Genomic DNA, 11389 nt, shown 5'->3' with positions numbered 1-11389 from the left:
CATGCCCTATCTCTCCCGCATCCGCATCAACCCCCTGCGCGCCGCGAGCCGCAACCTCCTTGCCAGCCCACGCGCCATGCATGCCGCAGTCCAAGGAGGCCTCCCCGGCCCGCCCGAACAAGAACGCACCCTGTGGCGGCTCGACTCGGACAACCGCCACCGCCCCCAGCTGTTCGTCCTCACCACCGACAAACCAGACTGGAACCACCTCGTCGAACAGGCAGGATGGCCCGGCGCCGACGACGAGCACTACGCCGTGCGCGACTACACCCCACTCCTAAAGCAACTGGCCCCCGGCCGCACCTTCGCCTTCCGCCTCACCGCCAATCCGGTCCAAAACACCAACCGGCCCGACAAACCGACGCCCCGTCAACAAGAACGCATCACCGCCGGCGACAGGCGCAGCTTCCGCATCGGCCACCGCACCGCCGCAGCGCAGCTCAACTGGTTCCTCGCCCGCACCTCGCTCTGGGGGTTCGACGTCCCCGTCGCCGCCCACCTGGACGCAACCCATGGCACGGACAACGAACCACCCCGCGACATCCGCATCACGACCCGTCAACGCCGTTCCTTCGCCAAGGGATCCATCACCACGAAGGAAACCGCCGTCGTCATGAACGCCGTGACCTTCGAAGGGCGTCTACGCATCACCGACCCCACCGTCCTCGCCGAACGCCTCCTGGCCGGCATCGGCCCCTCCAAGGCATACGGCTGCGGACTGCTCACCCTCGCGCCGCTCCCCGAGGCAAGAACGGGAGGGCCACACCCCCATCCAGCCGGTGAGCCGGCCGAGATCGTCGACCCCGCGTGCGGGGATGCTCCACACCAGTACCCCCTTGGGGAACGGCACTTCGGGTCGGCCCTGCGCCTGCAGGGATGATCCGGGTCTTCGTGGTTCGGCCACGCCCACTCTTGTTGAGTGTCGGCCTCGCACCTGCGGGGATGATCCAGGTCAGGACAAAAGCCGCACGGGGCCTCGCGTTGCTCCCGCGGCCGCGGGAATGCTCAGGTAGTGCGCTGACGAAGGATCTGGAGCCGCAAGTCGACCCCGCCCCCGCGGGGATTACTCCGCTCGACCCGGCGCACGCCGCCGTTCGACTCGCCGAACCGCGCCCCGCGCTCCGCGGGGATGCTCCGCGGAGGACCCACCGGGCGTCCGTGGATGCGCGGAACGTCAGCCGTCGTGAAACGCAGGCTCTTCTGGTCCACACCGTCCAGGTGACGGGGACGGTGTCGGTATCGCCCTGGAGGCAGAGACGACGATGGCTACCGGTTCGGTCATATCGTCAGCGCGGCCGGCTAGACGCAGTACACATCGAGAAGAGCCCGCCAGGGGGCCGCCGCCACCTCGCCCCCGGATAGCAGCGCACCCCCGGCAGGTAAGTGCCGGGGGTGTACCTCACACGGTGAATCCCAGGTCCACCAAGAACTACTTGACTGCCTTGGCCGGCTCAAGAATCTCGGAGGGGGACTCCTGCGGCCTCACGCTCGGCGCTCCGCGAACGATGTTTCCGCAGGCGCCTGGTACTTGGTCGTTGAGGTGATAGTCATGAAGGAAGGCGGCGTGATTTCTTTCTGGGGGTCCCCCGAATCCCGTTCGTTCGCTGCGGCTGTCGCGCCACTGAGCGCGCCGCTGATGGCGGTGAGCATGATGGCAATTGTGACGATTCGTTTGAGTCTCAAATTTCCTCCTCGGGTAGCGCTGTTGTCGTGCGTTCCCATACATCGACGCACGCCTAGCGGCCGAGCGCTCGCGTTCGGCGTTCAGCTGTCGGAACTTGATCACATTGGCCACAGGAAGGGCAAAGCTCTCCACATGTGCTGACTGAAACTGCACCTCCTGAATGAGTCGCCGGCGACGCCCTGGCACAAAGGGGGAGGGCAGAGTGACGAATCAAGTACCGCCGAAAAGTTGGTTGTTGCACAGTTAAATCTGAGGCGTGGCTCGTTGCGCCATGCCGTAAGCGAGCCCTACGAGGCAATCGGGGCTGGCTCATTGGCGATTACTAGGCGCGCCTGGACCGGCGTCCTGCCGCCACCTGGTGGCACGTACTCTCGCGCCATGACGAAGCACAAAGCGGTTCCCGTGGATATTGACGTGGTGATCGAAGACCTCAGGACACTCGTCAATGTTGAATCTCCATCACGTGACCTTGAGACCTCGGGCGCATCGGCCAAGGTTGTTGCTGCTGTCATCGAGAGCCGTCTCGGCAGTCTGGTGCAGGCCATTCACGGCCTTGCGGCGCTTGATGACCGGGCTGGCGGGGAAATCCTGGTGACCGCCGACGAAGAGGTCGGCTCCCGCTCCTCTTGTGCTCTCATCGAGGAACGGGCTTGCCTGCGGCGCCGTCCTGCTCTTCGAGTGCGCCGCTGACGGCGGAGGCTTGAAGATCGGCCGCAAGGGCTGCGGCACGTTCCAGGCCGCCATCACGGGCCGGGCGTCGCACGCAGGCCTTGAGCCCGCACCCCCGCTGCAGCGTGATCGACGCCATTCGCTACGTCAACGACAACGGCTGCAAACAAAGGAGCCGAGACCGTCGGCGCGGGCACACGTGGAATTCGACGGCGGGAAACTGATCAACGGCCGCAAACGGCACCTGGCCGTCGACCTGCGCGGCATGCCCCTGGCCGTCATGGTCACCGCATCCGCTCACGACAGCCTTCCCGCCCGTGGCCCGCTCTTCCGCCTCATGCTCCCGATCAACGGCAACAGCTATCGACTCAAGAACCGCCTCCAGGCCATCGAGCGGGACACCGAAGTGGCCTGAGCAGTGGTGCACATAACTGCGTACTCGGTGGTGCACTCAGACGAGTACACGGACACCGCTCCCTCTTCTGGGGGGGACACTCAGGGCCAGCAGCACATTGGGTGTGGTGCTGGCCCTCGATTCGCTTCTGGGCAACGGTCAGTGTTTCAGGATGTGCTCCGTGTGGCGCGTCGGCGGGCGATACTTCGCCGTGCAGTCGCGACGAGTGTTCCCACCAGGCAGGCACTCAGGAAGCCGAACAGGGCACCGCCGCATAGATTTCCATCGGGGATGGACACGTAGACTGCATATATCCACCAGGCTGCTACCACCAGCAGAGCAACCCTGTCCTTCGTCACCAGGAGTACGAAGGACCGTCCTGAGCGGCGGCGGATCGCGACAGCCTCCGAGAGGGCAAGAACCGCGATTATCGCGATGGGCAGCAGGGGGGGACACATTGCTACTCCTGCCAAAAACAAGGGGTGTCAGCTGACCAGGTCTTGTCGTGTCTTGCCCGCGCGATCCTTGGACCCGTGGTGGAAGAAGAGGCGGCTGGCAAGCATGGCCGGGATGAGGGGGAGCATCCAGACTGCCGTCGACCAAGAATGTATGGTTCCGACCGCCACGAGCATAAGGAGGAATACCCCGAGGAGGATCGCAAGGTCCTTCACTACGGGCCGGTGTGTCTTAGTCATGAGATATGTCCTCCAGAGGTGCCTTTCAGCACTTGTAACGCTTCCAGCCCTTGATGATGCCAACGTAAGTGACCTTCCATTCCACGCACTGTTTGGCCCTCGCAGCGTCCTTGGCCTGTGACAGCAGGGACGACGCCTGTAGCGCCGTCGCGGTCGCACAACCAGCGGCGGCCACGGCGTTGGGGATCTTTGTGCAGGCCATCGCGGCGGCCACCACTGAGAAGTACGCCAGTTTGGTGCCGGCTAGCTCCTTTACCTCCTTCTTGCTGAAGCGCAGGTAGATGTACCAGCCGAGGGAGACCTTCGGGTCAGCCACAACCGGAAAGGCCGTGGCGCTGTTGGTCTTGATGCTTTGGATGAGAGTGTTCCCCTCCAGCTTGTAACTGGTGGGAATGTGCTTGCCGTTAGCGTCCTTGGCCCATGGCGCTTCCATGGCACCGACCAGCGCGGCGGGCTCGCCCTCACCGCCCTGGCGGACGAAGGCGTACCCGCCCTGCCCATCGCCGATGGCCTCGGTCCCGGCCGGAAGGTCGAGCTGGAAACGCTGCTCGGTGGCTGCGGCGGAGCTCTTGAGCGTCACCAGAGCGCGAGCGCTGCCGTCGGTGGTGGGCTGGACCGCAATGTCGGTGGACGGGGTAGCGTCGGGATACGTCACGGTTCCCGCCGTGCTTTTGACCCCGGAGACCGTGTTGGTGCTTGACAGGCCTAGCCTCACAGTGGCGCCACCAGGGCCGGTGGCTTCGACTGCGCCGACGGACCGCTTCGGGGCTGTGACGGTAACCGAGTCGCCGTCCGGGACGTCGGTGACAACCACTGCCGCGTAACGTGATCCGCCCCGACCACTCATGGCCACGTCGCCCGTGCCCGTGGCCCTTTCCACGACGGCTGCCGCCCTGGCGGCATTGGACGGGCCGTCTTGTGCGAAGGCCGCGGGTGCGATGCCCAGGAGGAGAGCGCTTGATGTGAGCGCAGCTATAGAACTGGCAGTTGTGCGGTGAAGAACAGGCATGCCCCCTGTCAATGGCGAAGTCACCCCGGTACGGGCGGCAACGGGAGGAGGCCGCCTGCACCGGGATGACCTTGATCGCGACCCTGACATAAGGAACGGGTCAGTAGAGACTGTCAGCGGCGTGTCCACGCAGGAACAGTGCTTAAGTCCCAGACATGATCAACTTTTGTCGGCGTATGCCAAATGGACGCGGCCACGTCCGGCTCCCCGGCTCCCCCCGCGTGGCCTCACGCAGCGTCACGCATCACCGGAGATGGGCACAGCTACTGAAAGCTGGCCCAGTCAAGATTTCCGTGAAGCCGATCAGACAGACCAAGGCTTCCAGAAGAGAGTTGGAGGCCAGCCGGTGGGCTCCGTGCAGGGCCCGTGCAGGCGGCCTCTCCTGCGGCATACAGACCCGGCATCCGGGTCCGCCCATCGAGATCCGTGCGAATGCCGCCACAGGTGTAGTGCGCGGCGGGGGCGACCGGCATAGGAGTGCGGGACGGGTCTATGCCGTGCGCGATGCAATGCACACGGACTGTGGGAAGTGGGCGGCCCAGCCCCCCAGTCGGGTGGCATCGAGCAGGGCATGGTCGTCGCCGCTCTCGCGCAGGCGCAGGGTGATGGCGCGGGCCACGACGACACGAGGCGCTAGATCACCCCGCGGGTGAACGCCGTGCATGAGGGGGCGCCCGACGCGGTCGTGAGTCGGCCGGCCCGGCGGCCAACAGACCGACGCCGCCCCTGCGTTCGCACAGTACTTCGGTGATCGCGTCCCCTGCGGTGTCGAGGAGCAGGTCGCGCCGAACCCCCCTCGACGAAACTCGACGTGGCGCTGCGCCCGCACCGCCGCCACCAGCACCGCTGAGACGGCTACACGGGTTGCATCACCCCCGGCGTGCGCGATGCGGTGCCAGTGGTGTCCGCCTTCCCGGCCCAGGTGCAGGCGCCCATCCGGATATCGGTCGAAGCCGACGCCGACGCGGGCCAGCCAGCGCAGTACGGACTGTGCGGCATCAATGGTGACACGGGCGGCGGCCTCGTCGCTCAGGTTGCATCCCGCGGTGAGAGTGTCGCTCAGATGGTTGGCGGAGCTGTCGTCGAGTGTCACTGCTGCCGCGATTCCCCTGCGCGATGGTCGTACAGCCGTCGCCGAGCGCGGATTTGACCAGGAGGCGGACCGAGCCGCGGCGGCTGAGGGCCAGCGCGCATGCGAGCCCGGCAGCACCGCCGCCCACCACGACGAAGTCGTGCTCGCCATCCGGGAGTTGGTGGTGCATGGGTGGCTCCCCGGGGTCACGCGACGTGTGCGCCCGGGCTGCGACCATGCGGGGCGATGCGGTGGCAGGCGTACCGGGCCCCGTTCGTTGTCCTTGCCCCCGCCGCATCGCGGGTACGCACGAGAGCGAAGGAAAGCAGGTTACGGACGCGTCCGCTGGACGAGGGCGCCGTCGGGCTCGCCTCCGGAATAGGTGTCGAGGATCAGCGAAACGGCTCCGCGGTCAGCCATGACTGAGCACCTCCACGCCCTGGGCGCGCCGGGCGAGATACACACTGGCGATCGAGAGCCTCCGTCGTGACCGAAGGAGCAGTGCTTCGGCAAGACCGTCACCCTGCTCGAGCTCCTCCGCACCTGAAACCCGCCAGGATCCAAACAGTCGTGTGAAACCTTCACGGCACGTCCGCTTCGTGGGGCCCTTCGGCGGAATGGTTCCGGCGAAGAGCGGTCCCGCTGCCGCATCAAACGTGTTCTGCAGTGCCCTCCAACGAGTTGTATGTGGGATCTGAGGTGGGGCCCCTCGGCCCTCTTCCTCTGGCAGACTGCGTTCGTAGGCCACACCCAGCTGATTGAAGTGACGGGGAGGGCGCTCAGGCAGCAGCCTCCTCTCCGCCCTGCGCGCCGCACGCAAGGACCTCGCGCTTTGGCGGAACCCGCCCAGGGGCGAAGGCCGCCTGCCAAGGCTCGCTGCTGCCCGCCGTGCTACGCAGCCTTCTGCCGCCCAACGCCAGCCCCAGCTACGGCCAGCTCAGCGCCCGTCCTCTCTATGACGACGAGGGCCCGAGGCTGGCAGGTGCCCCGGCTCACGTTGTCACGCAGCGAAGCCGGATGTCCCGGTGCCATGTCTGAGGGTGTTCCAAGATCCTGCTGGGCGAGGACGGGGTGTACGTCCGCAGGGATGTTCTGAGCGGGACGACGCCTGGGCGGGCTGCGGTGACGCGCTTGGTCTCCTACCCTTGCGGCAGGACTTTGGGGCGGCGATGGGCGCGTTGAGTGAAGAGCTGGGGCATCGAGAAGTGTCGGCCCGTGCCCGGGTAGAGGAACTGCGAGGCCAGATTGACGGGTTGAAGCAGGAGCTGGCAGCAGCCGAGGAGCGGCTGGCGCGGCTGCAGATTGCCCGGGAGACGGTGAATGAGGTCCTCGCCGCGACCGACTCGGATGCTGAGGTGGCCCGCGAAAAGCATGAGGCCCGGGAGCCGAGGGATGGTTCGGTGATCGGACGGCAGCCCGTGCCCCCGTGGCGGCCCGGGCTGGACGCGTCGGTGCTGCCGACGGCCTATCAGGACATGCTGGAGTTTCTGACCGGTGCCGGAAGGCCATTGCTGGCGAAGCAGATTGCCGCGGGCATCGAGCTTGACAGCGAGAAGTTCTCCGAGATCGGAGGCGTGCGGTCGAAACTGAAGCGACTTGTACGGCAGGGCTGGCTCACCGAGGACGTCCCGGGCGCCTTCGCCCTGCCGCCCACCAGCGGCAACGCGTCCTGAAGGCATGGTGGCCAAGGGACGCTTCTTTCTCTACCGGTTAGACGAGAACGCAGCGACTCTTGGTCGACGGGTTACCCGTTTTTACCGTGTCGCTGAATTGGCAACCGTAGGTGGCGCGCTCTGGGCCGGCCAGGCCAGGGCGTGCCGAAGCAGTTCACATAGGGCACCACGTTCCTGAGAAAGCGCAGCTCATTTCGGACGGGAGGGCCGAACAGGCTCCGATGAGGCGGTGAAACGTTGAGAAGTCAGGCCGTGCCAGGTGAGTGGCAGCCCGCGCTGGACGTTCCTCCCAGGGGGCCAGCGGCGCAGTGACCGCGGAGCGGGCTGGCATCGACGTCAAGACGGCGGAACGCCGAGCGACATGGCACCGGCCCACGCCCTCACCTGCGACGTGACCGAAACTCGCGAGCCATATGGGTGAATCACAGTTCCCTACCGAGGGTTGGAAAGGCATGGCCGAAATATAAGACGCCGCCAGCTGGGTACCACCGGCCAGCGGTGCACCTTCCGCGGCCCGCGCGCCGGATATGGGATACCGGACACGAGAGGATTCGTCAACGTGAAACAGGAATCTGCCGCCCGTCTACACCAATTCATCTGCAGGTACGTGAGAATCCCAAACTTTCAGAACCGGAGACGCCGAGAGAACAATAGGAGCAGGCGGCTTTTCGCACGCCGCCTATGGAAGGCTTTACGTCGAAAATTCCCTAAGTGCAACAAAGGCAACAAGATTAGATCTCAAAAATAAGACACAGCATCGCGCCCACCATCGTCTTCGCCACGGACCACGCCCTCACCTCCATCCCCACCCTCTGTCCGGTTCCGACGGGCAACCACGCCCATGCGTCGGCTCATGCCCAGGGAAAGCCGGCCGGCCGCCTGATGGCCCACGGCAGCGAGGCCGACCAGCTCCAGGCCAAGGAACGCGGTCACGGATCCCTGCGGCACACCGAAAGAGACGTTGTTGAGGTCGAGTCGGCCGCCGTAGCGTTTGGTGAGGTTTCCGACTTCGATCACGTGGTGTTCCTGTCGACTGTCCGCGAGAGGCGTCCGCCGTGCCCGGTGAGCGGACCGCGGCCCGCCAACTGGATGGTGGCGGTGACGAGTTCGTCCAGCTCCGGCGGCGGGTGGTGAGCGACGACTGCAACCGCGCGGCCTTGCCGGCGCCACTGTCCGAACTCCGCGAGCAGCGCGGCCACCCCTTGGGGGTCCATGCCGTTGAACGGTTCGTCGAAGATGAGGAAGGGGGCGGGTTTGATCGTGGTCAGAACGACCCACGCCTTGCGCAGGTTGCCGGTGGACAGTTCGCCGGTGGGTGTATTTCGCCAGGGGCGGAGTCCGTAGGCGCTCGTGCGCGTGCGCAGCTCATGGTCGTCAACGTCGCGTACCGGCCTGAGCAGTTCGACGTGTTCGGCGAGGGAGAGTGCCGGATAGAGCGCAGGGCTGCTGCAGCACACGGTGCGACGGCCACGCAGTCGCGGGTCGTGCGCGGCAATGCCGTCGAGCCACACGGTGCCGGTGAACGGTCTGAGCGCCCCGGCCATCAGTTCCACGACGGTGGACTTGCCCGTTCCGTTGGGGCCACTGATCAGTGTCACACCGTCGTCAAGACGGAAGGACAGATCGGACAGTACGGGGGTGCCGACGCGGTAGCCCGCGGTCACGGCGGCAAAGTGACAGACAGTCATGTGATGATCTTTCTGCGCAGTATCCGGTCGGCCAGGGCGAGGCAGCCAAGGGCGGTCAGCGGCCCGGCGCCAACAGCGACGGGCACGGGCGCCATCCAGGGCACGGTGGCTGCCGCGATGGCCGCCACGCAGGCGAGGCCGCCCAGGTTCCCGGCGTCGCCGGTGCCGTCCGGGTTCTCCTGGCGGCCGGTTTCGACCAAGTCGCTCAGCACCGCTCCCGCGGTAGCCGCGACGGCCAGCGACAGTCCGTACAGCGCCGGGAGGGGCGAGTCGGCCAGCAGACCAATTCCGGCACAGGCCGGGGTCATGGCCAGGGCCACCGGTCCCAGCAGGCCGGCGATGTGGCTGCGTGCCAGCTCGCGCTCCGCATGGCCCTGCTCCCAGGTCCAGCGCAGCTGGCGCAGGAGCACCCCGGGGCCGGCCACCGAGCCGCACAGCACGCCGATCAGTGTCGCGGCGGCGAGCAGCGCGCCACCGCCGGACAGCCGGTCGTTGCCGCCAGTGAGCTCCGTCAGCAGGCCGGGGGCGGCGCATCCGGCGCCCAGGGAAGCAAGCCCCGCCAGCGCGATGCTGTGCAGGGCACGGCGCAGCGCCAGGGCCACGCTCTGCGTGCCGCGGGCCATCGTGCGGGGGACGACGGTGAGCAGCGGGTACCGGGGTCTCCGGCCGTCGCGGGTCGGGGCCGGTCCGCTCAACGGGACGTCAGGCCGCCACTGCCCGGACGTGCGCCCCAGCCGGTGCCAGAGCAGGGCGCCTGCCACCAAGGCCACCGACGCGGCGACGCCCCAGGTGGCCAGATACGCCCCTGCGTGCCGGGCGAGAGCATCGGCGCGGCTCCCCAGTTCGGCCGGTCCCAGCGACTTGGCGAGCCGCAGGGCGTGGGCGGCGGCCGCACCGCCCAGGGCGCCGGCGACCGCGGCCACGGCTGCGGCGATGGCAGAGCCCAGGAGGCCGGGCCCGGGTGCCGTCCGGCGCGGCGGGCAGCCTGCGAGCGCGACCGGTGCCAGGGCGCCACTGAGCGCGAGGACGCCAACGGTCACAACCGTGCCGGCGCCGACCGGGCGGTTTGTCATCAGCGCGATGCCGAACAGCGCGCCCACAGCCGCGAGTCCGGTCAGCATCTGGCGTAGCAGTCCTGGCCATGCGACGCGCCCCACAAGCACGGCCCACAGCGGTATGTCCAGCCCGCGCAACACCGGCAGATCGGCTGGGGCGAATACGCTCAGGCGGGATTTCCGGGTGGCCGCGGAAGCGGTGGCGGCCAGCGCACGCAGGGCCACGATCACGACGACCAGTCCCTCCACGCCGCCCGCGCCGACCTCAAGGACCCGGCCCAGGCGAGCGGCGAGCATCCCGGCGACCGCGCCGGCCGGTGCCGCCAGGGCCAGGGCGCCGGCGCAGACGGCCGCGCCGCCCCACACCACGGTCCGTGCCGAGGGGCGCAGCCCGTTGCGGTGGCAGAAGTGCAGGCCGTCGGCGGTGATGACGAACCGGATTGCTCCCCAGGCCTCAGCGGACATGTTTCCCCGCAGCTTGGGTGGACAGCTGGCCCGGCGCGAGCAGGCTCGTCACGGCCGCGAGGACACACAGCACCGCCAGCGCGCTGTACAGCATGGCGCCGGGAAGCGCCCTGGCGGCCTGCCAGTTGAAGATCTGCACCACTCCGGCAAGGAACAGCAGGATCGTCAGCATCCCCGGGAATACCCCGGGAAACAGCAGGAGGAGCGTCGCCGCCGCACCGATGACCGTCGTTGCCACCGTCAGGCCGTGGATCAGTAGGGCCAGGCCCGCGGCGTTGGCCGTCTCGACTCCGACCGGCTCGCTCCAGGTCACCCAGCCCCACACCGACGAGGCGAACAGGCCCGCGAGGGCCGTCCACCCCGGCAGCAGCGCGAACGCCAGCGCGCCGGAGCCGCGCTGGCATGGTCTCCCATGGTGATGCCGCATTTCCATCACCGCCCCCTCGCTATCAGGACACGCACCGCCAGGGCGACGGCGACCACGGCACTCACCGCCTTGCCCGAAGGGCGCTGCCGAGGCGGTCCGCATCCTGGGCGACCCAGGCGCAGGGCATGAACGCGGCTGTGACGGCCAGGCCCACCGACCGCCGAGCAGTGATCGATCCGCAGTCCTCTCCGGGCGCCCACAGACGCGCGTTCCACCGGTCGGTGGAACGCGCCAGGTATTGCGCCTGGAGGAGAGCCACGGCGAAGTCGAGGCAGATCACCACCAGGCCGGATGCCGTCGTCACCCCCTTGACCTCCAGGTCGACCGCGGGCCAGGCAAGATGCGCGACGCTGAAGAAGGGGCAGGAGCTCGCAGAGCAGGCCGTCGGCGTGGCCCACCCCCTGGTTTCCCTGGATTGCCCGTATTGGCCCGGGCAGGGCGACATCGGACACGTAAAATCCTCGCTCGAGGCCGCATTGGGTGAGGTGCGGTCAGCGGAAGTGATTTCCTAAGGGGCGCTTTCTCTCGCGTTCCGTTGTGTTGCTTCGCCGGTCGCGG

At 67.5% G+C, this 11389-nt stretch carries 12 protein-coding genes and 2 pseudogenes; 4 read left to right on the top strand and 10 right to left on the bottom strand.

The annotated features are described in order from the left end of the window. Position 1: 1 nt before the first annotated feature. A pseudogene (cas6e, locus tag E5671_RS01530) lies at positions 2 to 751 on the top strand (type I-E CRISPR-associated protein Cas6/Cse3/CasE); the annotation flags it as partial. 731 nt (positions 752 to 1482) lie between these two features. Here the strand turns inward: cas6e and E5671_RS01525 are convergent. Then, positions 1483 to 1650, bottom strand: a complete 168-nt coding sequence (locus tag E5671_RS01525; protein WP_160502020.1) for a hypothetical protein — start codon at positions 1648 to 1650, stop codon at positions 1483 to 1485. Between the two features lie 412 nt (positions 1651 to 2062). Here E5671_RS01525 and E5671_RS01520 point away from each other — a divergent pair, with 412 nt between their 5' ends. After that, on the top strand, positions 2063 to 2374 hold the full coding sequence (locus E5671_RS01520; protein ID WP_443032540.1) for a hypothetical protein: 312 nt from the start codon (positions 2063 to 2065) through the stop codon (positions 2372 to 2374). Positions 2375 to 2552: 178 nt separating this feature from the next. Next, a pseudogene (locus E5671_RS01515) lies at positions 2553 to 2648 on the top strand (IS5/IS1182 family transposase); the annotation flags it as partial. Between the two features lie 819 nt (positions 2649 to 3467). Here E5671_RS01515 and E5671_RS01510 read toward each other — a convergent pair. The 4 genes from E5671_RS01510 to E5671_RS47650 all read right to left on the bottom strand — a co-directional run bounded on the left by E5671_RS01510 (position 3468) and on the right by E5671_RS47650 (position 5713). Then, on the bottom strand, positions 3468 to 4097 hold the full coding sequence (locus E5671_RS01510) for a hypothetical protein (RefSeq protein WP_160502019.1): 630 nt from the start codon (positions 4095 to 4097) through the stop codon (positions 3468 to 3470). 617 nt (positions 4098 to 4714) lie between these two features. Then, complete coding sequence (locus E5671_RS47660) at positions 4715 to 4966, bottom strand: FAD-binding protein (RefSeq protein WP_443032539.1); 252 nt, start codon at positions 4964 to 4966, stop codon at positions 4715 to 4717. After that, positions 4942 to 5544, bottom strand: a complete 603-nt coding sequence (locus E5671_RS47655) for an FAD-binding protein (RefSeq protein WP_443032538.1) — start codon at positions 5542 to 5544, stop codon at positions 4942 to 4944. The genes E5671_RS47660 and E5671_RS47655 overlap by 25 nt, the downstream gene beginning before the upstream one ends. After that, on the bottom strand, positions 5450 to 5713 hold the full coding sequence (locus E5671_RS47650) for an FAD-dependent oxidoreductase (RefSeq protein ID WP_160502018.1): 264 nt from the start codon (positions 5711 to 5713) through the stop codon (positions 5450 to 5452). Before E5671_RS47650 ends, E5671_RS47655 begins: the two co-directional genes overlap by 95 nt. Before the next feature lie 1063 nt (positions 5714 to 6776). On the opposite strand from E5671_RS47650, the gene E5671_RS01490 reads away from it, so the two are divergent. Further along, positions 6777 to 7196: a hypothetical protein gene (locus E5671_RS01490; RefSeq protein WP_160502017.1), complete on the top strand. Its 420-nt coding sequence runs from the start codon at positions 6777 to 6779 to the stop codon at positions 7194 to 7196. Positions 7197 to 7934: 738 nt separating this feature from the next. Here the strand turns inward: E5671_RS01490 and E5671_RS01485 are convergent. Genes E5671_RS01485 through E5671_RS01465 form a run of 5 tightly spaced genes read right to left on the bottom strand, consistent with a single transcriptional unit; the run spans position 7935 to position 11135 of the window. Further along, positions 7935 to 8213, bottom strand: a complete 279-nt coding sequence (locus tag E5671_RS01485) for a hypothetical protein (protein WP_160502016.1) — start codon at positions 8211 to 8213, stop codon at positions 7935 to 7937. Further along, positions 8210 to 8884, bottom strand: a complete 675-nt coding sequence (locus tag E5671_RS01480) for an ABC transporter ATP-binding protein (RefSeq protein WP_160502015.1) — start codon at positions 8882 to 8884, stop codon at positions 8210 to 8212. The genes E5671_RS01485 and E5671_RS01480 overlap by 4 nt, the downstream gene beginning before the upstream one ends. Next, the gene (locus E5671_RS01475) at positions 8881 to 10404 is read right to left on the bottom strand and encodes a hypothetical protein (protein ID WP_160502014.1); all 1524 of its coding nucleotides are present in this window, start codon (positions 10402 to 10404) and stop codon (positions 8881 to 8883) included. Before E5671_RS01475 ends, E5671_RS01480 begins: the two co-directional genes overlap by 4 nt. Continuing rightward, positions 10394 to 10837 carry a hypothetical protein gene (locus E5671_RS01470; RefSeq protein ID WP_160502013.1) on the bottom strand — a complete coding sequence of 148 codons (444 nt, stop codon included), beginning with the start codon at positions 10835 to 10837 and terminating at the stop codon, positions 10394 to 10396. Before E5671_RS01470 ends, E5671_RS01475 begins: the two co-directional genes overlap by 11 nt. A gap of 55 nt (positions 10838 to 10892) precedes the next feature. Then, a complete protein-coding gene (locus tag E5671_RS01465; protein ID WP_160502012.1) occupies positions 10893 to 11135 on the bottom strand; it encodes a hypothetical protein in 243 nt (80 codons plus the stop codon). Positions 11136 to 11389 lie beyond the last annotated feature (254 nt).

The organism is Streptomyces sp. BA2, assembly GCF_009769735.1.
Taxonomy (GTDB): domain Bacteria; phylum Actinomycetota; class Actinomycetes; order Streptomycetales; family Streptomycetaceae; genus Streptomyces.
The sequence above is the reverse complement of the archived record's forward strand: the minus strand, read 5'-3'. Positions and strand labels throughout refer to the sequence as shown.

Coding starts and splice junctions, on each gene's coding strand:
- E5671_RS01525 (WP_160502020.1), bottom strand. CDS start 1,650: ATGCTCACCGCCATCAGCGGCGCGCTCAGTGGCGCGACAGCCGCAGCG.
- E5671_RS47650 (WP_160502018.1), bottom strand. CDS start 5,713: ATGCACCACCAACTCCCGGATGGCGAGCACGACTTCGTCGTGGTGGGC.
- E5671_RS01480 (WP_160502015.1), bottom strand. CDS start 8,884: ATGACTGTCTGTCACTTTGCCGCCGTGACCGCGGGCTACCGCGTCGGC.
- E5671_RS01470 (WP_160502013.1), bottom strand. CDS start 10,837: ATGGAAATGCGGCATCACCATGGGAGACCATGCCAGCGCGGCTCCGGC.
- E5671_RS01520 (WP_443032540.1), top strand. CDS start 2,063: ATGACGAAGCACAAAGCGGTTCCCGTGGATATTGACGTGGTGATCGAA.
- E5671_RS01475 (WP_160502014.1), bottom strand. CDS start 10,404: ATGTCCGCTGAGGCCTGGGGAGCAATCCGGTTCGTCATCACCGCCGAC.